This is a genomic window from Gordonia sp. 135 (genome assembly GCF_009720185.1).
Lineage (GTDB): Bacteria > Actinomycetota > Actinomycetes > Mycobacteriales > Mycobacteriaceae > Gordonia > Gordonia alkanivorans.
The window spans coordinates 4463578-4489558 of record NZ_CP046257.1; the positions used below are offsets into that span (position 1 = coordinate 4463578).

The 25981-nt window shown below is 65.6% G+C and carries 19 protein-coding genes and 1 pseudogene; 7 read left to right on the forward strand and 13 right to left on the reverse strand.

Annotation, left to right across the window (positions count from 1 at the left end; genetic code table 11):
* Nucleotides 1-2: 2 nt before the first annotated feature.
* The 3 genes from dnaJ to dnaK form a co-directional block, all read right to left on the reverse strand.
* The gene (dnaJ, locus tag GKZ92_RS20230; RefSeq protein ID WP_035752897.1) at nt 3-1199 is read right to left on the reverse strand and encodes a molecular chaperone DnaJ; all 1197 of its coding nucleotides are present in this window, start codon (nt 1197-1199) and stop codon (nt 3-5) included.
* A 248-nt stretch (nt 1200-1447) separates the two neighbouring features.
* The gene (gene grpE / locus GKZ92_RS20235; protein WP_035752899.1) at nt 1448-2071 is read right to left on the reverse strand and encodes a nucleotide exchange factor GrpE; all 624 of its coding nucleotides are present in this window, start codon (nt 2069-2071) and stop codon (nt 1448-1450) included.
* Nucleotides 2068-3915, reverse strand: a complete 1848-nt coding sequence (dnaK, locus tag GKZ92_RS20240; protein ID WP_035752900.1) for a molecular chaperone DnaK — start codon at nt 3913-3915, stop codon at nt 2068-2070. Before dnaK ends, grpE begins: the two co-directional genes overlap by 4 nt.
* Nucleotides 3916-4415: 500 nt before the next feature.
* Between dnaK and GKZ92_RS20245 the strand changes: the two genes are divergently transcribed.
* From GKZ92_RS20245 to GKZ92_RS20255, 3 genes and pseudogenes are all read left to right on the forward strand, one after another.
* Complete coding sequence (locus tag GKZ92_RS20245; protein ID WP_155225541.1) at nt 4416-5498, forward strand: DUF1214 domain-containing protein; 1083 nt, start codon at nt 4416-4418, stop codon at nt 5496-5498.
* Nucleotides 5498-6762 (forward strand): annotated as a pseudogene (locus GKZ92_RS20250) (sulfotransferase). The gene GKZ92_RS20245 and the pseudogene GKZ92_RS20250 overlap by 1 nt, the downstream one beginning before the upstream one ends.
* A gap of 117 nt (nt 6763-6879) precedes the next feature.
* A complete protein-coding gene (locus GKZ92_RS20255; RefSeq protein WP_006359871.1) occupies nt 6880-7698 on the forward strand; it encodes a DUF1353 domain-containing protein in 819 nt (272 codons plus the stop codon).
* 57 nt (nt 7699-7755) lie between these two features.
* Here GKZ92_RS20255 and lon read toward each other — a convergent pair whose 3' ends face one another.
* From lon to GKZ92_RS23600, 3 genes are all read right to left on the reverse strand, one after another.
* Nucleotides 7756-10083 (reverse strand): endopeptidase La, encoded by a 2328-nt coding sequence (gene lon, locus GKZ92_RS20260; protein WP_006359872.1) that lies wholly within the window; start codon nt 10081-10083, stop codon nt 7756-7758.
* Nucleotides 10084-10214: 131 nt separating this feature from the next.
* Complete coding sequence (locus GKZ92_RS20265) at nt 10215-10820, reverse strand: glyoxalase (protein WP_075862677.1); 606 nt, start codon at nt 10818-10820, stop codon at nt 10215-10217.
* 68 nt (nt 10821-10888) lie between these two features.
* Nucleotides 10889-11032: a hypothetical protein gene (locus GKZ92_RS23600; protein WP_006359874.1), complete on the reverse strand. Its 144-nt coding sequence runs from the start codon at nt 11030-11032 to the stop codon at nt 10889-10891.
* A gap of 285 nt (nt 11033-11317) precedes the next feature.
* Here GKZ92_RS23600 and GKZ92_RS20270 point away from each other — a divergent pair, with 285 nt between their 5' ends.
* Nucleotides 11318-11737, forward strand: a complete 420-nt coding sequence (locus tag GKZ92_RS20270; protein ID WP_035752906.1) for a DoxX family protein — start codon at nt 11318-11320, stop codon at nt 11735-11737.
* A 40-nt stretch (nt 11738-11777) separates the two neighbouring features.
* Here GKZ92_RS20270 and GKZ92_RS20275 read toward each other — a convergent pair whose 3' ends face one another.
* The 6 genes from GKZ92_RS20275 to GKZ92_RS20300 form a co-directional block, all read right to left on the reverse strand.
* Nucleotides 11778-13262: a DHA2 family efflux MFS transporter permease subunit gene (locus tag GKZ92_RS20275; RefSeq protein WP_035752908.1), complete on the reverse strand. Its 1485-nt coding sequence runs from the start codon at nt 13260-13262 to the stop codon at nt 11778-11780.
* 153 nt (nt 13263-13415) lie between these two features.
* A complete protein-coding gene (locus GKZ92_RS20280; protein WP_035752911.1) occupies nt 13416-13928 on the reverse strand; it encodes an alpha/beta hydrolase in 513 nt (170 codons plus the stop codon).
* A gap of 196 nt (nt 13929-14124) precedes the next feature.
* Nucleotides 14125-15480, reverse strand: coding sequence for a lipase family protein (locus tag GKZ92_RS20285; protein ID WP_155225542.1), 1356 nt, complete (start codon nt 15478-15480; stop codon nt 14125-14127).
* Nucleotides 15477-16667, reverse strand: a complete 1191-nt coding sequence (locus tag GKZ92_RS20290; RefSeq protein ID WP_155225543.1) for a hypothetical protein — start codon at nt 16665-16667, stop codon at nt 15477-15479. The genes GKZ92_RS20285 and GKZ92_RS20290 overlap by 4 nt, the downstream gene beginning before the upstream one ends.
* A gap of 19 nt (nt 16668-16686) precedes the next feature.
* A protein-coding gene (locus GKZ92_RS20295) for an IS3 family transposase (protein WP_085948641.1) occupies nt 16687-17852 on the reverse strand; the annotation gives its coding sequence in 2 pieces (ribosomal slippage) (nt 16687-17565 and nt 17568-17852; 1164 coding nt in all).
* Nucleotides 17853-18040: 188 nt separating this feature from the next.
* Nucleotides 18041-18259 (reverse strand): hypothetical protein, encoded by a 219-nt coding sequence (locus GKZ92_RS20300; protein WP_155225544.1) that lies wholly within the window; start codon nt 18257-18259, stop codon nt 18041-18043.
* Nucleotides 18260-19067: 808 nt separating this feature from the next.
* Between GKZ92_RS20300 and GKZ92_RS20305 the strand changes: the two genes are divergently transcribed.
* Nucleotides 19068-20368, forward strand: a protein-coding gene (locus GKZ92_RS20305; protein ID WP_155225545.1) for an IS3 family transposase whose coding sequence is annotated in 2 segments (ribosomal slippage) — nt 19068-19341 and nt 19341-20368 — 1302 coding nt in all. Because the reading frame shifts where the segments join, the coding sequence is not laid out codon by codon here.
* Between the two features lie 365 nt (nt 20369-20733).
* Here the strand turns inward: GKZ92_RS20305 and GKZ92_RS20310 are convergent.
* A complete protein-coding gene (locus GKZ92_RS20310; RefSeq protein WP_155225546.1) occupies nt 20734-22212 on the reverse strand; it encodes a hypothetical protein in 1479 nt (492 codons plus the stop codon).
* A 1425-nt stretch (nt 22213-23637) separates the two neighbouring features.
* On the opposite strand from GKZ92_RS20310, the gene GKZ92_RS24020 reads away from it, so the two are divergent.
* The gene (locus GKZ92_RS24020; RefSeq protein WP_442903318.1) at nt 23638-24210 is read left to right on the forward strand and encodes an HNH endonuclease; all 573 of its coding nucleotides are present in this window, start codon (nt 23638-23640) and stop codon (nt 24208-24210) included.
* A gap of 416 nt (nt 24211-24626) precedes the next feature.
* Nucleotides 24627-25880 carry an IS256 family transposase gene (locus GKZ92_RS20320; protein ID WP_075862536.1) on the forward strand — a complete coding sequence of 418 codons (1254 nt, stop codon included), beginning with the start codon at nt 24627-24629 and terminating at the stop codon, nt 25878-25880.
* The last annotated feature ends 101 nt before the right edge of the window (nt 25881-25981 follow it).

The following is a 25981-nucleotide window of genomic DNA, read 5'->3' on the forward strand; positions in this document are numbered from 1 at the left end:
ACTCATCTCCCCCAGTTCGCCCGTGGATCGAACCCGCTTGCCCGCTCGGCCTGATCGTAGGCGCGCATCGCCTCGATCGCGGCGTCGTCGAGCTTGTCCGGCACCGCGACCTTGACCGTCACGAGCAGGTCGCCTGCGCCACCCGATCGCTTGGGGACGCCGCGGCCGCGCACGCGAAGCGTCCGGCCGTCGGTGGTGTTCGGCGGGATCTTGACACCGACCGAGCCCTCGAGCGTCGGTACCGAGACCGTCGCGCCGAGAACGAGTTCGGAGATCCGCACCGGGAGCTGCACCCGAAGGTCGTTGCCACTGCGCGTGAACTGCTTGTGCGGGGTGACGTGGACGACGACGTAGAGGTCGCCCGACGGCGCTCCGCGGCGTCCGGCCTCGCCCTGTCCGGCGAGCCTGATCCGTTGTCCGTCTTCGACTCCGGCGGGGATGCGCACGTTGATGGTGCGCGTCCGGTTCTTCACGCCGCTGCCGGAGCAGTCGGTGCACGGGTCGTCGATCCGCGAGCCGGTGCCCTGGCAGTCCTGGCAGGGTTCGCTGAACCCGAAGGCGCCCTGGTTGCGGCTGACGAAACCGGAGCCGTTGCAGTTGGGGCACACTCGCGGGCTGGTGCCCGGCTTGGCACCCGAGCCGTGACAGGTGGTGCACGGGGACGGGCTGGTCACCCGCAGCGGGACCGTCGTGCCGAGCGCTGCGTCCTTGAAGGACAGCGTCGTCTCGGTCTCGAGGTCCTTGCCGCGACGGGGACGGCTGGCCGTCGACGTGCGCTGGGATCCGCCGCCACGGTTGAAGAGTCCGTCGAAGATGTCGCCGAATCCGCCACCGCCGCCGGCCTGACCGCCGCCGAACAGGTCGCCGAGGTCGAAGTCGTTGCCGCCGGTCGTGTACGTCGTGCCGCCGCCCGGGAATCCACCCGGGAAGCCGTTGCCGCCGCCGCGGAATCGTCCGCCGGCGAACATGGCACGGGTTTCGTCGTACTCTTTGCGCTTCTGCGGGTCCGTCAGCACGCTTTTTGCTTCGGACACTCGCTTGAATCGTTCTTCGGCTTCCGCGTCACCCGGATTGCGGTCGGGGTGGAGCTCAGCGGCGAGCTTGCGATAGGCCTTCTGAATCTCTTCAGCCGAAGCGTCAGAAGCAACGCCCAGGTCCTTGTAGAAGTCATGTTCCAACCACTCACGTTGTGGAGCCACCAGACGTCACCTCCTTCAGGTCTTCTGTTGTCTGGATTGGTGTTTCAGTTGTTCCCCGCTCCCTGAGGTGCGAGCGGAGCGAGCCCACCCGCTCCCTGAGGTGCGAGCGGAGCGAGCCCACCCGCTCCCTGAGGTGCGAGCGGAGCGAGCCACGAAGGGTTCGTCGCCCTTCGTGGCTCGTCGCTTGCGCTCCTCGCACCTCAGGGATCGGTGGTCGGATCGCCCCTCATGCACGGGCGACTGTTGCCTTATTGTGCACCGGTCTGGTCGCCGGCGGGTTCGGGATCGGTGACCGTCACCATGGCGGTGCGGATCACCTTCTCGCCCAGGCGGTAACCGCAGCGGTACACCGCGCCGATGACCGGGTGGTCACCGGTGCCGTCGTGCTGGACCGCTTCGTGGAGTTCGGGGTTGAACTCGTCACCCGCGGCACCGAAGGACTTGAGACCTTCGGCGTTCAGCACTGCGGCCAGCTTGTCGGCGACGGCCCGAAGCGGGCCGGTCTCGAGATCGCCGTGCTCGCGGGCACGGTCGAGGTCGTCGAGAACCGGGAGGAGCTTGTCGATCAGGATCTGCTTGCCGTAGGCAACCGATCCCTGCTTCTCCTCGGCAGCTCGTCGCCGGAAGTTGGCGAACTGGGCGCGTTCCCGCTGCAGGTCGGCCGTCAGCTCGACGAGCCGGGCGTCCGGGGACGCCCCGTCGGCAGGCTGCTCGGTGTCGGACTCGTCCACGACGGGTTCGGCGTCGGCCGGGCCGGGGCCGGCGGCCGGCTCGTCGCGCACCTCACCCGTTTCCGGGTCGATGCGACGACGGTCGGTCACCGTCACCGGCTCCTCGCCGGACCCATTCGACGAATGGGATCCTGCGGTCACTTGTTCTCCTTGGTGTCGGCGTCGTCCACGACCTCGGCGTCGACGACATCGGAATCGTTGTCGGCGGCAGCACCGGCCTCACCGTCGGCGGACTCCGCAGCGGCGCTGGCGTAGATCGCCTGGCCGAGAGCCTGCGACTCCTCCGACAGCTTCTCGATCGCGGTCTTGATCGCGGCCGAGTCGGTGCCCTTCAGCGCTTCCTTCGCGTCGTTGACCGCGGCCTCGACCTTGTCCTTCACATCGGCCGGGACCTTGTCCTCGTTGTCCTTGAGGAACTTCTCGGTCTGGTGGACCAGCGACTCCGCCTGGTTGCGGGTCTCGGCCTCCTCGCGACGCTTGCGGTCCTCGTCGGCGTGCGCCTCGGCGTCCTTGATCATGCGGTCGATCTCGTCCTTGCTCAGGCCGGAACCGTCCTGGATGCGGATCGAGTTCTCCTTGCCGGTGCCCTTGTCCTTCGCGGTGACGTGCACGATGCCGTTGGCGTCGATGTCGAAGGTCACCTCGATCTGCGGGACACCCTGCGGCGCAGGCGCGATGCCGCCCAGCTCGAAGCTGCCGAGCAACTTGTTGTGCGAGGCGATCTCACGCTCACCCTGGTACACCTGGATCTGCACCGACGGCTGGTTGTCCTCGGCCGTGGTGTAGGTCTCCGAGCGCTTGGTCGGGATGGTGGTGTTGCGCTCGATCAGCTTGTGCATCACGCCGCCCTTGGTCTCGATACCGAGGGACAGCGGGGTGACGTCGAGCAGCAGCACGTCCTTGACCTCGCCGCGGAGAACGCCGGCCTGCAGGGCGGCGCCGACGGCGACGACCTCGTCCGGGTTGACGCCCTTGTTGGGCTCGCGGCCACCGGTCAGTTCCTTCACCAGGTCGGTGACGGCTGGCATACGGGTCGAACCACCGACGAGCACGACGTGGTCGATGTCGCCGACGGAGATGCCCGCATCCTTGATGACGGCCTGGAACGGCGCGCGGGTGCGCTCGAGCAGATCAGAGGTGATCTTCTGGAACTCGCTGCGCGACAGCTGCTCGTCGAGGAACAGCGGGTTCTTGTCGGCGTCGACGGTGATGTAGGGCAGGTTGATCGAGGTGCTCTGCGAGCTGGACAGCTCGATCTTGGCCTTCTCGGCAGCCTCACGCAGACGCTGCAGGGCCATCTTGTCCTTGGTCAGATCGACGCCATGCTGGCTCTTGAACTTCTCGACGAGCCAGTCGACGACGCGCTGATCCCAGTCGTCACCACCGAGGTGGTTGTCACCGGAGGTCGCGCGGACCTCGACCACACCGTCGCCGATCTCGAGCAGCGAGACGTCGAAGGTACCGCCACCGAGGTCGAAGACCAGGATGGTCTGTTCCTTCTCGCCCTTGTCGAGTCCGTAGGCCAGCGCGGCCGCGGTCGGTTCGTTGACGATGCGCAGCACGTTGAGGCCGGCGATCTGGCCGGCTTCCTTGGTGGCCTGACGCTGGGCGTCGTTGAAGTATGCGGGGACGGTGATCACGGCGTCGGTGACGTCTTCACCGAGGTAGGCCTCGGCGTCGCGCTTGAGCTTCATGAGCGTGCGCGCGCTGATCTCCTGCGGGGTGTACTTCTTGTCGTCGATCTCGATCGTCCAGTTGCCTTCACCCATGTGGCGCTTGACCGAGCGGATGGTGCGGTCGACGTTGGTGACCGCCTGGTTCTTGGCCGGCTGACCGACGAGCACCTCTCCGTTACGCGCGAAGGCGACGACGGACGGCGTGGTCCGCGACCCTTCGGCATTGGCGATGACCGATGCTTCGCCACCCTCGAGCACCGAAACCACGGAGTTGGTGGTGCCGAGGTCGATTCCAACAGCACGAGACATGTTTGGCTTCCTCCTAGTTTGTGGGTGTGCACCCAAGTCCTTTGGCCCCGCGGTTCGATGACGCGGGGATGATGTCCGAAACCCAGCGGGACCGAACTTCAGTGCGTCCGACTCATGTCCTACTGAATTCAGGGCGATGAGTCAAACCTACTTGAGTCTGGATCGCTCAGGTTTCTCGAAGTGTGTAACGGGGCCCCGGTGGCCTTTGTTCCCGGATCGCGGGAAAAAGTTGAGCGAATTTCACTCAAGAGGCCCCAGCCGGCGTAACTCTTGACACACCTGTACGCACCGGGCAGATTTCCTCCAACAGGAAACAAGCGATTCCTCTTCCACCGTTCCCGAGGACTGCCCATGCCGCAGACCAGCCCCACCCGGACGAAGGGCACCACGCACTCCCCACACCGGCGTCCGCATCGCGTCGCTGTTTGGGTTCCCGGAGAGGTGGGCGACCCCACCTTCGGGGTGGTGTGCGCCCGGCGAGACGCCCGGGTCCGGCGCTCGTGACCGACGACGCTCGGCCGGAGGTCGCCGCGTGGAACGGTCTGGTCGACGCACTCCGTTCCGCGGGCGACAAGGTCGCCGCCGACACCGCGGACCTGGACCCGGCCGAGCAGGCCGACGGATTCCGCGCCCTGGTGCGCGGGTTGTCGAATCAGTTGTCGCGCTTCGAGGTCGATCGAGAACGCCCGGAGCTCGTGCCGTTCAACGGGTGGCGACACAAGTTCCTGATGGACAACCCCGATTTCCGCTACTGGGTCGGCGAGGTTCGTGGTGACCGCGCCTACCGCATCCGCGGCAACCGCGGCGATGCGTCGTACGTCTCGGTGACCGTCTACCAGCGGACGGGCGGCCTCGGCGCCGAGGCAACCGCCCGCATCGACAACGACGCCATCGGATTCGACGACGACGGCGGCTTCGAGATCGTCCTCGGTGGTACCGCACCGGGGGCCGGCGACTGGCTGGAGTTGCCGGAGAAGTCCGGCGTCATCTGGGTCCGGGTCTTCCACGACGACGTGCATCGGGACGAAATGGGGTGGTGCGGTATCGAACCGATCGTCGAACCGCCGGTGCCACCGGCGATCGACCCGGGGAGGTTCGTGTCGTCGCTGGGCACACTGGCGGCCACGACCTCGATGCTGCCGACGATCTTCGAGATGTCGACCAAGGACGATCTCGATCCGCCAAACGTCCTGCGGCACTGGTCGGAGATGGCCGGCGGCGCGGTGTTCACCGAACCCGGCATCCATTACGTTCGCGGCGGCTGGCAACTCGAACCGGGCCAGGCGCTGGTGATCGAGGGCGACGTCGTCGAGTGCAGGTACTGGAACATCCTGGCTTACAGTCGTTTTCTGAACTCCCTCGACTTCCGGTACCGGCCGGTGTCGTATACGGGTGCCACCGCCACCGTCGTCGACGGCCGGTATCGGTTCGTGATTGCCGCCGAGAGCCCCGAGGTCGGCGACTGGATCGATTCCGAGGGGCGCGACTTCGGGATCATCGTGATGCGTTTCCTGCAGCCGGCCGCGCCCCCTCCCCTGCCGTCCGCTCGGGTTGTCCCGCTCGTCGAACTGCGAGGTGAGTGATGGTGAAGTGGACGCCGCCGCAGCGGAGTGAGGTCGCCGAGGACATCTACGCGGCCGCGGAAGCCGATCGGCTTGCCCGCCCCGAGCGGTACCGGCTGGGGGTCGAGGCAACCGACGCGATCGTCGAACGGGCCACTGCCGAGCACGGTGTCGAGGGGTTGGGCGACCCGGCGCTGTGGCGGCCTGGCTTGGAGCGGTACCTGGCTTCGGCAGCCGAGGACGGGCGTCTGAACGCAGTCGGCGTCCGCAATGCGCAGGACGCGGTGATCGGGAAGCTACGGGCGCGCTCCATCTTCGACAAGACCCTGGTGGAGAACCCGGAGGTGGCCGAGCGTGCGGTGCTCCCGCCGATCGTGATCATCGGCGGGTGGCGCACCGGGACGACGTTCCTGTACCGGCTGATGGCCCGCGACCCCCGGCTCCGCGCACCGCGGCCCGTGGAGTTGTACGCCCCGTGGCGGGTCGCGAAGCTGTCCCCGGAAGAACGCGAACGGTTGATCGAGACCCAGGCCGCCGAGCCCAACCCGCTGCACCTGCTGAATCCGGCGATGGCCGCGGTCCACGATTCCGGACCGGCGCTCCCCGAGGAATGCGTACTCGGCATGGGAACGACCCTGCGCAACTGGGCATTCAGCTCAACGATGCGCCTCGACAGCTACTCCCGGTGGCTGGCAGACCAGGACTTCGCCGGTGAATACGCAGCGCATCGGACGATGCTGCAGATCCTCGACGACGGCTCTCGACGACGCTGGCTGCTGAAGGCACCGGCCCACACGCCCGAGCTGGTCGACCTTGCCCAGACATATCCGGCGTCTGCATCGTCCATCTGCATCGCGACGTCGTGGAGACCGTGGCGTCGGGCGCGAGCCTGTTCGCGACCTACCGCTCGACCTACAGCGACGAGGTCGACGGCCATGACGTCGGTCGATTCCAGATCGAGCAGTCGGAGTTGTGGTTCCGGCGTGCGCTCGAGTTCCGCGACTCCCGCGCGGCCGGATCGGCGACAGTCGTCGACATCGACTACCAGGACCTGGTGTCCCGGCCCGCAGAGACCATCGAACGGGTTTATGCAGCAGCCGATCTCGATGCTCCAGACGTGGCGACGATGCTCGCCGAGCACAACGCGGAACAACCGCGTCACGGGAAGGGCAGACATCGGTACAGCCCCGAGGAGTTCGGGATCGAGCCCGACGCGCTCAGGGAACGGATGGCGTTCTACACCGATGCCGTCGCCGAATGGACGTCGAGCCCCACCCCACGGTGATCGCCGGGTCGCGGATCCCGCAACGTCGGGTTGCACTTGGGTCTCCGTCCGTCGGGTTCCCGGTAGAGCTGTCTCATGCGGCGCTACCGTCGGATATTCCGATGTCGGGAGGTCGAGATGGGTGAGACCACATCGAGTGTCACACGGTGGGCGCCCTGGCGCGTGGCACCGGCCTCGGGATTCGAGGTCGACGACCCGACCGGTAGAGGCAGCGTCGGTGTCGTCCAGATCAACGAGCGACAATTCGTCGTCCTCAACACCTTTCGATATTCGGACGAGGTCGTCGAGAACGACCTGCTCACCAAGCTGGTTCGCGGTGGCATGGAGGAACCGGAGGCCCGTGCGGCGATCGACAAAGCCCGGACGTTCGTTCCGCGCGAGGACAATCCGACAGACCTGGCATCGGTGCCGCGTTTCATGCGCTGGTTCGAGGACTCGTACGGAAGGCACTCCCTCGCTGCGTTGATCCACGACGAACTCATCACCGACACCGTCAATTCGGGCGCGCTCGGCAGCGACACCCTGTCCGACCGGTTCTTCCGGGAGATGATGCGAACCTCTGGGGTCCCGTGGTTGAAGCGCTGGATCATGTGGTCGGCCGTGGCACTCCGGACCCGTTGGGTTGCAGGTGGTTACCGTCGCTGGAGCATCGTGTTGTGGTTGTTGTTGAGCGTGGTGGGGATCGCCGCGACCGTCGGCTCTGCGGGCGCGCTTCTGTTCGATCGGCCGTGGCCGGTGTCGTCGCCGGGCTGGTCGTTCGTGGTGGCGCTGTTGATGATCTTCGTCGCCGCGCCACTGTGGGGACGGCAGTGGGCCGCCAGTCTCATCGCGGCCGTCGGCGCGTTATGGCTGGTGCCTGCCGCTGCCGTGACGAGTCTCGCCTGGGTGGTGTATCGCGTGCTGGAGTGGACCGCCCGCACGGTGGGGCTTCGATGACGAGAAGCGAGGCACCGTCCGGCTTGTTCCGAACGATGCCCCGCTCCTGTATCTGCCTCAGGCCGCGTTGACCTGTTCTCCTGCTGCGGGTTCCAGAGCCTGCGCGACGATCTCGGCGACGTCGGTCATCGGACGCACGTCGAGGGCGTCGAGGACCTCGGCCGGCACGTCGTCGAGGTCGGGCTCGTTCCGCTGCGGGATGAAGACGGTCTTCAGCCCGTTGCGTTGCGCGGCAAGCAATTTCTGCTTGACCCCGCCGATCGGCAGGACGCGACCGTTCAGCGTGACCTCTCCGGTCATGCCGACCTCGGCGCGCACCCGTCGACCCGTCGCCATCGACACCAGCGCGGTGACCATGGTGACGCCCGCACTCGGACCGTCCTTGGGCACCGCTCCGGCCGGAACGTGCACGTGGACGGTCTTGTTGAGCGACTCGGGGTCGACGCCGAGCTGTTCGGCGTGCGCCCGCACGTACGACAGCGCGATCTGCGCCGACTCCTTCATCACGTCGCCGAGCTGGCCGGTCAACTTGAGTCCGGGCTCGCCGTCGGTGGCGTTGACCTCGATGAAGAGGACGTCGCCACCCATTCCCGTGACGGCGAGACCCGTTGCGACACCGGGCACTGCGGTCCGCTCGGCCGATTCCGGGGTGAACCGGGGCCGGCCGAGGTAGTCGCGCAGGTCGGGCTCGTCGATGGTGATCGGTGCCGTGGCACTCTCCTGAGCGAGGTTGGTGGCTGCCTTGCGCAAAGCCTTGGCGAGTAACCGTTCGAACTGTCGCACACCGGGTTCCCGGGTGTAGTTCGCCGCGATCTCGCGGAGCGCCGCGTCGGTCACGGTCACCTCGTCGGTGGTGAGTGCCGCACGCTCGGCCTGCCTGGGCAGCAGGTAGTCGCGGGCGATGGCCACCTTGTCGTCCTCGGTGTAACCGTCGAGGGTGACGAGCTCCATGCGGTCGAGCAGGGCCGACGGGATGTTCTCGATGACATTGGCGGTCGCGAGGAACAGGACGTCGGACAGGTCGAGGTCGAGATCGAGATAGTGGTCGCGGAAGGTGTGGTTCTGCGCGGGGTCGAGGACCTCGAGCAGCGCCGCGGCCGGGTCGCCCCGGTAGTCCGAGCCCACCTTGTCGATCTCGTCCAGCAGCACAACGGGATTCATCGATCCCGCCTCGCCGATGGCACGCACGATGCGGCCGGGCAGTGCGCCGACGTAGGTACGTCGGTGACCGCGGATCTCCGACTCGTCGCGCACACCGCCGAGGGCGACGCGCACGAACTTGCGACCCAACGCCCGGGCGACGCTCTCACCGAGCGACGTCTTGCCGACGCCGGGCGGGCCGGCGAGCACCATGACGGCACCCGATCCGCGTCCGCCGACGACCTGCAGGCCGCGTTCGGCGCGTCGAGCACGCACCGCCAGGTATTCGACGATCCGGTCCTTCACGTCGTCGAGGCCGTGGTGGTCGGCGTCGAGGATCTCGCGGGCACCCTTGATGTCCGTGGAGTCCTCGGTGCGCGTGTTCCACGGCAGGTCGAGGACGGTGTCGAGCCAGGTGCGAATCCACCCGGTCTCGGGCGACTGGTCGCTGGCGCGCTCGAGCTTGCCCACCTCGCGCAGTGCGGCTTCGCGCACCTTCTCGGGCAGGTCGGCCTCGTCGACGCGCGACCGGTAGTCGTCCGCCCCCTCGGGCTCGTCCTCACCGAGTTCCTTGCGGATGGCGGCGAGCTGCTGACGGAGCAGGAACTCCTTCTGCTGCTTGTCCATCCCCGCGCGGACGTCTTCGGCGATCTTCTCGCTGACCTCGGACTCGGCGAGATGGTCGCCGGTCCACTCGATCAACAGCCGCAGCCGCGCGGCGGTGTCCGGCGTCTCGAGGAGTTCGCGCTTCTGCTCGTCGGTGAGCCAGGACGCGTAGCCCGAGGTGTCGGCGAGATTCGACGGGTCGGACATCTTGTTGACGGCGTCGATCAGCTGCCACGCCTCGCGGCGCTGCAGCATGGCCAGCACGAGTTTCTTGTACTCGCCGGCCAGGGTCCGCACCTCATCGGTGACCTCGGGGTCGGTGACCTCGGTGGCCTCGACCCACAGCGCGGCGCCGTGGCCGGGGGTTCCCGCCCCGATCTGCGCGCGCTTCTCACCCTTGACGACGGCTGCCAGACCGCCGCCCGGGATGCGCCCGACCTGCACGATCGAGGCGATCACCCCGTACGTGGGGTAGCGGTCGTCCAGGCGTGGGGCGACCAGCAGTCTTCCGCTCTCACTCGCCCGGGCGGCGTCGACGGTGGCCTGAGCTGCATCGTCGAGCGGGATCGGCACGACCATGCCGGGCAGGACGACGACGTCCGGGACGAAGAGGACCGGCAGTGAATATGTCTGCGACATGAAACCTCCAGAGTTAAGTCTGATCGGCTCAACTGAGATGGCTGGAAGTTTGTTCCCGACTGATTTATGCCAGGGGCGAACGGGGTGAGGTCAACGAGCGAGCGCCGCCCAGTGGTGATGCCACCGAGGGCTCAACACTCCCAGGTGAATCCGTCCGGGTCGCTGAACTGCCCGGCGTCGCCGCCGATCACCAGCCGATGCGACCCGGCCCCCGCAGGGTCGACGCCGGCGTCCTTCGCCGCGGCCTTGCGGCCGTACAGCGCGAGCTTCACCGAGTTCGGGTCGCTCTCGAACTCGACATACTTGCGGCCGTAACTCTTCCCGACCGTGAATCCACGCTCGACGTAGAACTGCTTGGTGGCGGCAACGTCGTCCACGCCGAGGAGTAGGACCAGGTCGTCGGCCCTGCGCGCGGGTGCACCGGTCGGCTTCTTCGACGAGCCGGCGACCTTCCAGATCGTGCCGTCGGGCGCCTGGACCACGCCGCCGTAGCCCCAGAAGGACCTTCTGGCGGGTTTGAGCACGGTGGCGCCGGCGTCGACCACGGGTTCGAGGAAGGAGTCGACGACCGTCGGGTCGGCAACCACGAGCGAGATCACGAAGCCGCGGAAGCCTTGGCTGGGTGATTCGGCTACTCGGAACCGAAGTCGGTCGCCGAGTCCGAAAGCCTTGTCGTAGAAGACCTCCGCCGCGCTGAGGTCGGGAACTTCGAGGGTGAGTGCGTTGATGTTCGTCATGCTTCGACGCTATGGCGCGTCGAACTGCCTCCGCTTCTCGATTCCTGACCGATCAGCAGGCGGGCCGCTCAGCCGGGAAGGTCGACGAGGCGGGTCGCGAGTACGACGACCTGAGCGACGACCAGTACCGCCAGCGCGACGGCGAACGCCGCCGCCGTGATGACCACTCCCGCGGAAGCCTTCAGCGCATCCCACACCGACTTCAGCGTCATGACCGTTCTCCGAGGCGCGTCGTGGCGAACGAGTGGACGATGGACGGGTGTCGGCGGACCGACATCGAGTCGAGGGGCATGGGCTGACCTCCGTGCGGACAAATATCCCGGACGACAGTGTCCGGGATCACATATGTATCACACATTTACTAGGTACCGCGACTAAATTTCGACTGTCGCCGCCCAAGGATGAGTCAGACAAATCGCCCTCCCGGCCAGTCCTTGACCGCAACGGCCACGAACCACCGGGAACGCAACGCACACGTCACCATCCGAGGAGCCTGCATGTCGATCCTGTCCCCCACCACCGCCCGTCAGCCGTTGGGGCGCGCGATCGCCCGGATCGCGCTCGGAGCGATCCTGGCGATCGCCGGCATCGGTCATCTGACCGCGCAGCGCGAGGAGTTCCAGGCGCAGGTCCCCGACTGGGTTCCCTTCAGCAAGGACTTCGTGGTGCTGGCGTCGGGTGGGGTGGAGATCGCGCTGGGTGCGGCGCTCATCGCCCTGCCGCGGCACCGCAAGATCGTCTCGTGGATCGTGGCGGCGTTCTTCGTCGCGGTGTTCCCCGGCAACATCCATCAGTACGTCGAGCACATCGACGCCTTCGGTCTCGACTCCGACCAGAAGCGCCTGACGCGTCTGTTCTTCCAACCCGTACTGGTGCTGTGGGCGATCGCGGCTGGAACCGGGAAGCGTTCTGACTAACCGTCTTGTAGCTCGAAGCCGCGGTCACCGCGGTTTCGAGCTATGAGTTGGCTGCGCGTTCACGGGTGCAGGCGTCCTGGCAGGCGGTGTCCACCCCGGACCGGACCTGCGGCCGGAAGCCCGCACCGGAGCTGATCGTCAGCGCGGCGACGAGCCCGCCAACGGCACAGAAGGCCGCGCAGATGTACATCGCTGTCCGGAATCCGTCGCCGAGCGGCTCGCCGGGCCCGGCGTCGATCCCGGCCACCGCGGGCAACACCGCCACGGCCAGCAGCCCGGCGACGCGAGCCACCGCATTGTTCACGCCCGACGCGGTGCCGGCGAGGGCGTCGTCGACCGCTCCCAGCGCGGCCGCGGTCAGCGGCGCGACGGTCACCGTCATGCCGAGCCCGAACAGCAGGACGCCCGGCAGCACCTGGGCCAGGTAGTCCGTGCCCGGTTGCACGCGCGCCATCAACGCGAAGCCGCCGGCGGCGATGAGCGGGCCGACGGTCATCGGCAGCCGCGGCCCGGTGGTCTGGGCGAGCCTTCCCACGAGTGGAGACCCGAACAGCATGATGAACGTACTCGGGAACATCGCCGCGCCCGCTTCGAAGGCCGAGTAGCCCAGACTCTGCTGCAGTTGCAGAGCGAGCAGGAACAGCGCTCCGCCCAGCGCTGCGTACACCAGCAGCGTCGTCAGGTTGGCGCCGGTGAACTGCGACGAGCGGAACAGTCTCAGCGGCAACAACGGTGACCGCACGTGCGTCTCGATGACCGCGAACGCGAGAAGCACCGCCACACCCGCAAGGCCCGCGACGATCGTTCCGGTCGACCACCCGCGCGACGGGCCCTCGATCAGCGCGTAGATGACGCCTGCGAGACCGAGGGTCATCGTCACGGCTCCCGCGACGTCGAGCCGCCTCGGCGCAGACGGATCGCGCGACTCCGGCACATGTCTGATCGCGATGACCAGCGCACCCAACGCCAGAGGCACACTCAAGAAGAACGCCCAGCGCCACGACGCCGCGTCGACGAGCCAGCCGCCGACGAACGGCCCCAGTGCACTGGTCGCACCGGACATCCCGGCCCACAACCCCACCGCCGCACCACGATCCGAGGGCGCGATCTCCGCGTTGATCAGTGCCAGGCTGCCGGGCACGACGGCCGCCGCGGCGACACCCTGGACGAGCCGGGCGACCACCAGCCATTCGACGGTCGGGGCCATTCCGCAGCCGATCGTCGCCACCGCGAACATCGCCAGGCCGCCGGTGAAGATCAGCCGACGGCCATAGCGGTCGCCGGCGACGCCGCCCAGCAGCAGGAGTGAGCTCAGGGTCAGCAGATAGCCGTCGAGCACCCACTGTTGTCCCCGGAGTCCGGTGTCGAGGTCACGTGCGATGGCCGGCAGTGCGACGTTCACGACCGTGCCGTCGAGGAATGCGACGCCGGACCCCAGGACCGCCGCGACGATCAGCCATCGGCCCGCCGTCGACGCAGCCGGTATCCCGCCTGGGACTGCATCCGCCGGACGGTTCACGGTCATGCCTGCCTTCCCGACGCCTCGGGTCGCTGTCTACCCAGGGTCGGGGCCGGAACGCGTACGCGCAACCACCGCCGGCGCGGGCAGACGTCAGCTCGACGGGCAGACTTCGATCGAGGTCTGGCAGTCGACGTGAGGTCGACCGGTGGCGGCAAGTCATCGCACGTTGGCAGCGACGGCGTCCACCTGCCCGACGAACTGGTGACCGCCGGTCTCGTGGCGGTGCAGCTGCACGTCCGGGAGCAGTGCCGCGTTGAGATCCAGGTGCCCGATCGGGACCTCCTCGTCGTCGACGCAGTGGTGCAGGGACAGCGCGACGCCGCGCGGCGGTTGTCCGTCGAAGTCGTACTCGTCGACGTCCCATCCTTCCGGCCCCCAGTTCGGCATCGCCAGGAGGACGGCGCGTCTCGGTCCGGCGTACCCCGGCTCGGCCAGCACATGGAGCAGGATCGTCGCGCCGAACGAGTGCGCGACCAGCAGGTCGTCGGCGCCCAACGTCGACAACCGGGTGCGCAGCGGATCCGCCCAGGCCTGCAAGGACATGTCGCCACTGGAGAACTCCGGCATGTCGACCGGCAGGCCGAGGGCGTCCCCGAGACCGTCGGCGATCCGGCGGTCGTCGGTGAAACCACCTGCGCCGTGGATGAACAGCAGCCGTGTCTGACTCATCGGACCTCCTCGAACGATGCTCTCAGAGAGATCGACTCAAGCGGGGACACGAAATCATCGCGCCGGGTTCACCGGTTGCGAGCCCTTCGTGGCTCGTCGCTAACGCTCCTCGCACCTCAGGGAGCAGGGGTAGCGCTCGCAGCTCAGGGAGCAGGGGTGGGTCCGCACCTCAGGGAGCAGGGGTAGCGCTCGCAGCTCAGGGAGCCCGGACCGCCAGCTTCTCGGCCAGCCAGTCCACGGTCTGCATGCCGAACAGGTCGGTGCCCCAGCCGTAGAGGTTGGTGAGGAACCGGACCATGCTGCAGTCGGTGGGCTGGTAGTCGACCTCGGTGCCGCCGCGGCGATAGTCGGCGGCGAGCTTCCGGGAGTCCTTCGCGGGCACCAGCGACATCGGTGAGTCGTCCTTCGCACACGAGGCGATCAGCACCGGTGCGGTGGGCGACTTGCGACCCAGCTTGTTGTCCTCGTAGACCGGCTGGAAGTCGGCGATGTCGGCGGGGTTCTCCCCGCTCTTGAACAGCGTGTTCATCGGCACGAACGGCATGGTGAAGTAGGCCGGGGTCTGGCACTGGGTGCGGAAGACGTCGGCGATGGCCTTGCCTGCCGGGGTGAACTTCTCGTCGAGCTTCATTGCCGGGTAACGCGGTTCGAGACCGAGCAGCGTCGCGAGGACGAAGGCCGAACCGACCGAGCCGTCGGCGGTGGCGATGAAGTTCTTCTGGTCGACGACCATTCCCTCGAGGACGACGCCCTTGATGTCCAGTTCGGGCGCATATTGTTTCGCCTTCTCCGCAGCGAAGGCCGCACCGACGCCACCGCCGGCGATGCCGAACACACCGAGCGGCGACTCGGCCGAGAGGCCGTTGTCCTTGTGCCGCAGCGCAGCTCGCAGACCGTCGAGCAGCGCCTTACTCGCGAACTTGCCGGCGAAGACGCCGTGCGGCTTGGGATCGCCGTCGTTGCCGACGTCACTCATCATGACCGCGTAACCCTTGCCGAAGAACTGCGCCAGCGGGCCCAGCGCCGACCACGACGCGCCGTCCATCGGATCGCCGCCGGTCCACATCGTGGAGGGATGGCAGTAGGCGCCGACGCTGTCGTTGGCCAGCTGGTATCCGATCAGCGGCCGGGTGGCGTCGGAGCGTCCGTCGCGCGGGACCATCAGCAGGCCGGTGGAGATCTCCGGCTCGTCGTGCAGTCCGCGGGTCACGTACATCAGCTTGTAGGCGTCGAGCTTGCCGGGACGCACACCCATGAACTGGACGGCGACCTTCTTGGCTTTCAGTACGTCACCGGGCTTTTCGCGGCCGGTCAGGCGCGGCTCGGCGTAGAAGGGGTCGCCGGAGACGAGCGGATCGATGACCTCCTGAGGGCTGGCGAGACGACCGTCGCGCAGCGCGCCGACGACGAAGCCGTTCAACACCTCGTCGAGGCCCGGCGTCCGGTTGGGTGCGGCGGTGGCCGGTGCGACCAATCCGATACCCGACAGGACCAGAACCAGCACGGCCACGAGCGAGGCGCGTCGGGAGATGCGCGAGAAGGATGAGATCACTGGTAGGTCACCTTGATCGAGGTCAGGACCGACTGCATCAGCGGCAGCAGGTTACGGGTGGGTCGGTGCGTTTCCATCTGCTCGAAGTACGGAGCCCTCATGGCTGCGCTCAGTGCCGGCCAGTTGTACTCGACCTGCTTGCGGTACTTCGGCAGAAGCTCGGTGGAGATGTAGACCCAGCGGTCCTCGTGGACTGACCAGTTCCATTCCGGCAGTGGCAGACTCACGATCACCTTACGGCCGTCGGGCGCACGGCCCGGCACCGTCAGCTGACGGATGTCGCGCGGCGGGACCACACCGGCAACCGACGGCGCGGCCGCCACGGTGCTGCCGTAGGTCATCGCCTCGCCGACGTCGCCCTTGTAGTTGCGGGTGGCGTCCCACTGCTTCGCGATGACCTCGCCCTGTTCACGCTGCAGCAGTCGGGCATTGCCGGCCGCGACCGCGGCGGGTTCCTTGGAGGCGATGCCCTCCCAGGCGCGCATGATCTCGTCGTCGAAGAGGCCCGCGGCGTTCATCTCCCGGAGCGCCGGCAGGCCGCCCACGACGTACGCGCGATGCATCGGCATCAGGTCGGAGAAGATGTTCTTCTGCATCACCAGGATCTGGCCCTGGACCTGGCGCAGATCGTCGGCGGTGATCTGTGCGCCCACGCGAGCCAGCGCGCGCAGTCCGCCCGGCAGACTGTTGACCGCTTGCGGTCCCGCGAGTTCGTTGGCGCGGGCCACGATCGCGTGTGCGACGGGCTGCAGCCGGCTGAACTCGAAGATCTCGGTGGCGTCCTTGTAGTCGAGCAGGCCACCGCCGAAGTCGCCGCCGACCAGGCCGCCCATCCCGGCCCACTGCAGTTCGCGATGCGCGAGCTGCAGATCCTCGTAGTAGCGGTAGGACTTCAGCAGATTCTGATGATTGGCGCCGACGCCGTCGCGCGGGTTCCACGATGCGAGGTCGATGCCGGCGCGAGTCGTGGTCTCGACAAGCCAGTACTGGAACAGCAACGCCTCATACGACGACGGGTCGAGTCCGCGATCGCGGGCCTGGTCGACCAACCGCTGCAGAGTGCTGGCATCCGTCGGCAGCGCCGGGTGCACACCGCCCGGCCCCTGCGACGCATCACGATTGACCAGCGGCAGGTTCAGATACCGCGAGAGGGAGTCGGCGGTTGCCGAACCCCGGGCCTGGTGCACGGATAGGTGACAGGGTTAGTCACGCGGCCTGAGGGGCCTCGTGGTTGATGATGGTCTCGAATTCAATGGGGGTCAATCTGCCGAGGCGGTCCTGTCGTCTGCGGCGGTGGTAGGTCCGTTCGATCCAGTGCACGATGGCGGCCCGGAGCTCGTCTCTGGTGGCCCAGGATCGACGGTCGAGGACGTTGTTCTGTAGCAGCGAGAAGAAGCTCTCCATCGCCGCGTTGTCACCACACGCACCGACCCTGCCCATCGACCCGAGCATGCCGTGCCGGGTGATGGCCTTCTGCATCTTCTTCGAACGAAATTGAGACCCTCTATCGCTGTGCAGAACGCAGCCGGCCACGTCCCCTCGCCTGGCGACAGCGCTGTTCAGGGCGGCCACGGCCAGGCGGGACTTCATTCTCGAGTCGATCGAGTACCCGACGATCCGGCCCGAGTAGACGTCCTTGATCGCGCACAGGTACAGCTTGCCCTCGGCCGTCCAGTGCTCGGTGATGTCGGTCAGCCACAGCTCGTTGGGGCCGGGCGCGGTGAAGTCTCTCTTGACGAGATCGTCGTGTACAGGCGGGCCGGCCTTGCGGTGCTTGCCGCGGCCTCTCTTGCTGATGGTGCTGGTCCAGCCGCCGGCGGAGCAGATCCGCCACGCCGTCCGCCGGCACATCTTCTCGCCTGCGGCTTCGGCCTCGTCGGCGAGGTAGCGGTAGCCGAACTCCGGGTCTTCGCGGTGGGCGTCGAACAGGGCGTTGGCCCGGTACGCCTCGGCGAGCTCGGCGTCGGTGATCGGGTTCTTGCGCCACCGGTAGTAGGGCTGGCGAGCGATCTTGAGTACCCGACACGCCACCGTGACGGGGATGCCGTCAGCGGCCAGCTCACTCACGAGCGGGTACCACCTTTTCCCGGCAGATTCGCTTGGGACAGGTACGCCGCCGCCCGGCGTAAGACCTCGTTCTCCTGTTCAAGCAGGCGCACACGCCGCTTGGCCTCGCGCAGCTCACGCGATTCGGCCGACGTGGTGCCGGGCTTGATCCCGGCCTCCACGTCGGCCTTGCGGATCCACTTGTTCAGGGTCATCGGGTGGATACCGAAGTCGGCAGCGATCTGTTCGAGAGTCACACCGTCTTCACGGTTCTGGGCGACGCGGACAACGTCGTCGCGGAACTCCTGGGGATAGGGCTTGGGCACAGCTGGCATCCTTCCAGGCCGCCCGGCAGGGCAAGCCAGATCAGATGTCACCTACTCGTGCACCAGCCCCCCCCCCCCCGCCGACCAGCGAACCGAGCGCGACGACAACTGTCACCGCCGCGCAGACCGACACCCGTACGACCTTGTTCACGACGCTCCCGTTCAGGCCCCCGACCATCACGGCCGAATCACATTCGTATAACTGGAGGGAATCTAGTCGTTGATGTAGTCAGACGGCAATTCGACAACTTGGTGGCGTAGTCGAGGAATGCCGCCCACTGGTCGGTCTGGGTGAGGGTTTCCATCTTTGCGGTGATGGTGGCTTGCAGCTCGGCGGCGCGTTCGCGCTGCTTGGCGGCGCGGGCTTCGCGGTCGGTGCTGCTGGTCGTCTTGGTGCTGCGGCTCATGGTGTCTCCCCGTGGGTGTCGGCCCTGGCGGGCCGGTGCTTTGTTTGACACCTGCCATCTCTTGCCCGCGGGCGTCTGGGGCAAGGGGAGAAGCGAGAAAGTCATTCGGGCCGCAAGGCCTGAAACCCGTAGGGCGGATTAGTTTTTCGCGCCTTGCGGCAGCCGTCCGCGGGCAGGAGAATGGAAGGGGTCAGCAAAGCAGACCCGCGAAACACTGTGCGGCGTAGCCGCTCCGATGAGATGTCAGCGCAGTTGGCAGTCGATGACGGCGGACGCCGGCACCTCACACAACACCGACCGCCGGCGAACCGGCTCGGCGTGACCCCCATCGGACGCAACCCGGCATTCAGGGTGATTGTGCGGGAGCGACGTGGGTGCAGGACATCACGTTGCTCCACGCTGTTGGATTCTCAAACGTTACGTACTTTCCGAGTCACGCGAGGTGCGAAGCCCTCGCACGCGCGCGTCTCGCGGTTCTATCGCCGCCGTTGCACGTGTGATGCCTGGTACGTTGTTGCCCAAATGCGTTCTCAGTTTGCAACCCCTGGTGACCTCTACCTTGCCGCGATCGGGGAGCTCGCGTACGCCGTCACGTCCCTCGAAGGCACATTGCTCTTCGATGTGCCGCGACTGTCTCCGGCGTTACCTGAAGCGTTCACCGCCGACAGCCTGTCAGGCGCAACAACAACCGGGATCGGGCAGCGGTTCCTCGACGTAGCGCCCAAAGCGTCCGATCCCGGGGTCAGGACGTACTGTGAATCACCCCAGCTTTGATGCCGCTTCCTTCTGAGTCAGGAAGGATGAGCATATGCCTAAGAAAATCGATCCGGAGGTCCGTTCGAGGGCCTTACGGTTGCTGGAGGCGCACGGCGGGGAGTACACGTCGTTGACTGCCGCGGCAGAGGCGATCGCCAAGCAGGTCGGCGTCGGCGGGGAGACGGTACGTCGGTGGGCCGTACAAGCCCAGGTCGATGCCGGCGCCCGCGCGGGGACCACCTCGAAGGAGTCCGCCGAAATCAAGCGACTCAAGGCGGAGAACAAGCAGTTACGCGAAGACGTCGCCATTTTGAAAGCGGCGACAACTTTCTTCGCGGGGGAACTCGACCCCCGCAACCGATGATCGTGGCGTTCATAGACCAGATGCGCGCCAATGGTTTTGCGGTCGAGTCGATCTGCCGGGTCTTGCGGGAGCAGGGCTGCACGATTGCCGCACGAACCTATCGGGCATGGCGAACCCGGGCACCTGCCGCACGGACCGTCTCTGATGCCCACGTCGTCGATGCGGTGCGCAACGTTGTCTGGCGCACCGATGACGACGGCCGGCGGAAGATGACTCCGGAGGGCCTCTACGGGCGGGTGAAGATGCGCGCCCATCTGCACCGGACAACCCTGCCTGGGGTGTCCTATGGCGCCGTTGATCGAGCGATGAAAGTGTTAGGCCACAACGGGATTCGAAGGTCCAAGGGAGTCCGCACGACCGTCAGATCCGCTGATGGTGTACGCGCGGAGGACCTGCTGAACCGACAGTTCAGTGCCGCCGAACCGAACCGCGTCTGGGTGACCGATTTCACGTACTGCCGGACATGGGCTGGGTGGGTGTACGTGGTGTTCATCATCGACGTGTTCTCGCGCCGAATCGTGGCGTGGCACGTATCGACATCGAAGACAGTGGAGCTGGTGACGGTCCCGCTTCGGATGGCACTGTGGCAGCGGAATCGGGAAGGGCATCCGGTGAAAGCTGCTGAGCTGATTCATCATTCGGATGCCGGTAGTCAGTACACATCGGTTACACTGACTGAGCGTCTGCGCCTGGAAGACATCGCCGCGTCGATCGGAACGGTCGGGGACGCCTACGATAACGCGCTGGCCGAGTCGGTGAACGGCTTGTACAAGACAGAGTGCATCCGGACCACGATCTTCCACTCCGGTCCGTACAAGACCGTCTCCGACGTCGAGTTCGCGACCGCCGGTTGGGTCGACTGGTACAACAACAGCAGGTTGCACTCGAGCATCGGCCAGATTCCCCCGACCGAGTTCGAAACGCTCCACTACTCTGGCCTCGGCCCCGAGGACCAGCCCAAATTGGAGGCGGCACAGAACCTAGGGTGATTCACTGCGAGGTAGGCGGCCAAGCTCTGCGCGCCGCTGGAGGACTTCGCAACGACGTCCTCCACGCCCGCCCAGCCACGGACCCAGGAAGACAACAGCGCCTCCTGCGCTGGATTACTGGGAAGACGCAATTCTTCATAGACGATGATTGGCTCAGCGCCGCACTCGACGACATTTCCAACTTGACGAGCAAGGTGAACGCGGTCCGCCCTCCGTTCGCCGACTGGCCAACTGGGTCCTGATGCGGACCGTGGTAGGCAATTACGTTCGCCTGTCGAGACTAACTATGGGCGTGCGCGCGGACGTCAAGTCTTCTCGGACGCCAGCCGAGCTCGCTCCTTCTGGCACGCGATCGGGTGCACTCATCAGTAGAAGTCCCTACCGTCAACCATGACCTCCCAAAGTGGCAGTCGCCGGTGTTCACTTACCCAGTCTTCCTCCGGTACGGCCCCAAAGAGTCCATCCACAAGCGCAGAGACCGGCCCGGAGTTCGACGGCAGTTCATTCATCATCGTCGTCAATGACGAACGAACGTGGGATGGCACTTGTCCCTCCTCGATCGCTGCCCGGCACGCGCGGTGACCTTTGACGTCGTGTAGCACCCACGTCAGTCGCCTTGGTGGGAGGATTACTGCGAGCAGGGATAAGTCGTCTACTTCGACATCCTGGGCTGAATAAAGCTCGGCGTCGATCAGTCGCTCGAGACAGTCTCGCCAACGGATGAATCTGGTAGCCCAATCGTTATCTCTCTGATCCTGATATGCAGCTTTAACTTTCGCAGTGTAGAGGTTCCGTCGAATGATCTCATCTTCGCCGAACATCATGAGCGCCGTTCGTGGGAACTTGTGCTTCTTGGCCAGAACGAGATCGCCTACGTATGTTTGCAGGCCGTCGACTGAATCGAGAGCGGCATGAGCCTGATCAAAGGTGGGTCGGTAGCCTGCGTGGATCGTCATGTGTCGGATGCGCGCTACGTCATGCTGCCACGCCTTCAATTCAGGTTGAACTGCGATGTCCCACTGGCCTTTTAAATAGGGTTGTGTGTGCTTAAGGGCCCGCTTGAGGGCAGTCGTGACCTGCCCTTGGTCGAAAAAGATGCGCACGCAATCTTCAGGGCGGCGACCGCTCTCCCACAGCAGGTGACGTAGGAGATCGTCTAACAAAATCTCGCACCCGGTGGCGCTCGCTAGAACGCTAGCGCGGCAGTCGCCGCGAAAAGTCAACGCAGCCCGAGCTTCTGCCTGAGAGGAAAGGAAACCACCAAGGAACCCTTCATCGCGTTCCGCGAATGCGATGACCCGAGCCACCTCGTCGGTGGTGAACTCCGATCGGTTCGCGAGGCTGTACATATTTGCGGGTATTAGGTATGGGATGACACTTCCATCTGTAGTGAACTGAGGAGTAGCGGTGGCCGTCGTGACAGTGGCCGTCGCAAGCGGGATGGTGACCGGCAGAGTTTGCAATGTAAGCGCCCGCACTGCACGGCCACTTACGTAACTACACGCTCGCTGCAGCCGCTGGACGTGCTCGATCGCCCGCTCCAGCATCATTCTCGGTATCTCGACGGCGCCAGGTGTGTCAACCTGGTACTGCACACAGCTCGCCTCAACCACGGTCCGGGGGGCCAGAGGAGGTTGCCCGCCAGCAGCAGTCGTAGATGCACTCACAAGGTGTTCCTGGGGCGCGTTCTGGGCGCCGTGTTCTTCCGTAGCTGCTGCTTCAGTATCGAAGTAGTTTGGAAACGCCAGACGTGCGGCGGTGAAGGCCGCCTGGCTGGCGCGCTCGATGGGAGACTGCGGTACTGCCTCGATCTGCCAAATCTTCAGCGAGATTACCGCCTCCATAGGTCTGATTGCATCTGGAAAGTCTGCGCGTGTCCAGCCAGGATCGCGTGCTGGTCGGGGATCCCAGAACATGTGAACTGAGCCTTGGGGCAGATCCAAAGGGTCTTCCAGAGGAAGAAACCAAACCCACGCCGGGAACGATGTCTGTGTGACCACAGGATTAAGTAAACGGGATACAGGGTTGGTCCGAGCGGTCAAGCGGGAGGCGGTAGCCTCAGGTGGAGTGGAAACAAGCGGCGCGCCAACTCATCGAGCTGGATGCCCACATCATGAGGTTGGTGTAGCGAACAGGGTTGCGGTGGCCACCCCAGACCTCGGGTAGTCGATCAGAGCGTATTCGCTGAACTCGATTCGCCAGCTCCTAGCGCGCCACGGCCTTGTGCAGCTCTTTTCGCGTACCAGTCCGCTACCTCGCCGTACTGCCCTAGCGCGAGCCGCCGCAGTTTGTCGTACGGGCAACCTAGAATTGCGATCATGCCTCAACCAGCACAAACAGGCAGCGAAGGTTGTGCCGTCGACGGCTGTGGCAACAAAATCGACATAAAGAAGCATCAGCTCTGCTCCAAGCACTACCAGGCGTTCTGGAGGTACGGCGACCCCCTCGGCAGCGCGAACAAACGGCGACCAGGCCCTTGCCGTGCACCCGACTGCGGCAGCAGAAGTGCCTCCGCCGACGGTCTGTGTCACAAGCACTACTTGCGGTTAAAGCGCACTGGACGACTCGACTTGCGTAAACGCGCCGACTGTTCACATCCCGAGTGCTCCCTCAAGTCCGTGGCAAAAGGGTTGTGCCAAACCCACTATGACCGGCAGCGCGGATCACATCGATCGTCCCGTCGCGCTTGCAGCAAGGACGGCTGCGGCAGGCCTGCCAAGGCACGTGGCCTATGCAACACCCACTACGCAACACTGCAACGGCGGGGCAGCCTGCACACCGCACCGCTGCAAGGCGCAGCTATATCTGCCTCCGTCGCGGTGGTACGCCGCCCATGTCGGGGATGCGGCGCAGACCTCGCCGGTTTACCGCGGGGGCGCCGCTACTGCAGCGAAGCATGCAAGCCGCGATGCGCTGGTCCGGAATGCACTCGTGACGTCACGGGGCGAGGGCTTTGCTCGACCCATCTGAAACAACGGTGCGCTGGGATTACGCCACTCCAACCTATAAAGGTCCGCGAGGTTCGGACACCGAACCAGCCATGTACCTGGTGCAACGAACCAGTGGGGCCACAGAGCACCGCTTCGTACTGTTCGATGGTCTGCCGCAATCTCGCACGCCGTCACGCGGACGCAGCTACGCATGGAGATTGTGCCCAGTGCGGCACTGCCATTGACTACCTCGCGCCGGCTAACGGAACGAGCCGACGGCTGACACCGGTGTCGAAGCGCCTATGCGATGAATGCCGGCATCGCAGTGCATCGCTGTACATGTCGGCTGATGCTCTTCGACGCCGTGACGGTGGCAACTGTCACCTGTGTGGACTCCTCGTCCCAGCGACAGCGCAGAAGCCTCACCCCCTGGCTCCCGAAGTTGATCACGTGCTGCCAATCTCACGGGGAGGCACACACGATCCAGAGAACCTGGCGCTCGCTCATAAGACGTGCAACATCGCCAAAGGCGGTCGACCAGCCACGTGGCGCCGCGATCCTGCAGAGGTCGCACCGATGCTCGCCGAGTGGAATCGTGACGGCCTCACCGAGCCACCTAAGACGTGCTCGGTTGCCGACTGCGAACGACGCCCGGAGTCTCATGGGATGTGCCAGAAGCACCGTCGGCGGGTGGTGAAATACGGAACAACAGAGCTACCGCAGCACCCTACTCACTGCACCGCAGACCACTGTGACAAGCCAGCCCGGAGCAGAGGCATGTGCCGGTCGCACTACCGGAAGCATCTGATCGGCGATAAGAGGTGCGCCGTTGCCGACTGCTCTAAGCAAGTGCATACCCGTCAGCTATGTCGCCGCCACTATCAACGATTCCTCGACAACCGCCCGGGCTAGCCGCCAAGTTTGCACCAGCCGTCGTCTTCGTCGTGATACTTGTCCTCGCCGTGCTGGCTAGCTGAGCAGTTCGGAGAAGCCATCCTCGGCAACCTAACGACGTCATCGCGGCAGCACTCCAACACCCCTCGGCCGTTCCGCTGCGGTTCCGGCCCGGCACCATCGCCGGTTGGGCGCTTGAATCCGAGTTCGCCGACTGGCAGTGGACAGTACGGAACCCGTCGAAGTAGCCGATGGCAACGGGTTCACAACCCGTCCAGTGGGAGTTGAAGTTTCGACGGAGAAGTAGTGCCCCATAGAGTGGTGTAACTCGGTGGCCGAGTTCGTTATCGACGTCGTGTCGTTAACGGATGCAGAGCGGCCACCGCGTGATCCTTCGAGTCAACCTTCCACAGAATCCTCGAGGAGTCATCGCGATGACCGCACCCCACATTGTCGACCCTGCAGGCCTTCTTGGCCAAGCCCTGGCCGAGGCGTCACCAGATCTGATGCGTGAGCTGCTGCAAACCATGATCAACGCGCTGCTGTCGGCCGATGCCGACGCGGTCTGCGGAGCCGAATGGAACCAACGCACACCAGAGCGCACCAACCGCCGCAACGGCTACCGCCACCGGCCACTGGATACCCGCGTCGGCACCGTCGACGTCGCCATTCCCAAGCTACGTTCGGGCAGCTACTTTCCCGAGTGGCTCCTCGAACGCCGCAAGCGGGCCGAGTCAGCACTGATCACCGTCGTGGCCGACTGCTACCTCGCTGGAGTCTCGACCCGCCGGATGGACAAGCTGGTCAAAACTCTCGGCATCGACTCGCTGTCGAAGTCACAGGTCTCACGCATGGCCACCGACCTCGACGAACAGGTCACAGCGTTCCGCCATCGTCGCCTCGACGAGGTCGGGCCGTTCACCTTCGTCACCGCCGATGCGTTGACGATCAAAGTCCGCGAGAACAAGCAGGTCGTCAAAGCCGTTGTCCTGCTGGCGACCGGTGTCAACGGCGATGGCCACCGCGAGGTGTTGGGCATGCAAGTAGCGACCAGCGAAACCAAAGCCTCCTGGAACACCTTCTTCGCCGATCTGGTCGCCCGCGGGCTGGGCGGGGTGCGTCTGGTGACCTCTGATGCCCACGCCGGACTGGTCGAGGCGATCGCGGCGAACCTGCCCGGCGCCGTGTGGCAACGGTGCCGTACCCACTACGCGGCCAACCTGATGGCGGTGTGCCCCAAGTCCATGTGGCCGGCGGTCAAAGCGATGCTGCACAGCGTTTATGACCAGCCCACCGCCACTGCCGTGCACGAGCAGTTCGACCGACTCCTGGAATACACCGAAGGCAGACTCCCCAAGGTTGCTGACCATCTCGGTGACGCTCGAGAGGACCTGTTGGCCTTCACAGGCTTCCCCGATGACGTGTGGCGACAGATCTGGTCCAACAACCCCACCGAACGACTCAACCGCGAAATTCGCCGCCGCACTGACGTTGTGGGTATCTTCCCCAACCGTGACGCCATCATCCGACTCATCGGCGCGGTCCTGGCCGAGCAGACCGACGAGTGGGCCGAAGGCCGCCGATACCTCGGCCTCGAGGTCCTCACCCGATGCCGACTGACCCTGACCACCGACACCACCACAACAACGGAGGCCACTACCGACCCGCTGATCGAACTGCCTGCCTGAAAGCGACGAAGGATCAGAAACGAGTTACACCACTACCTGGGACTTGACCGACGGAGACCCCACTTTCGCAGAGGGAGTCCGCGGCAGCTAGGGCGCCATCT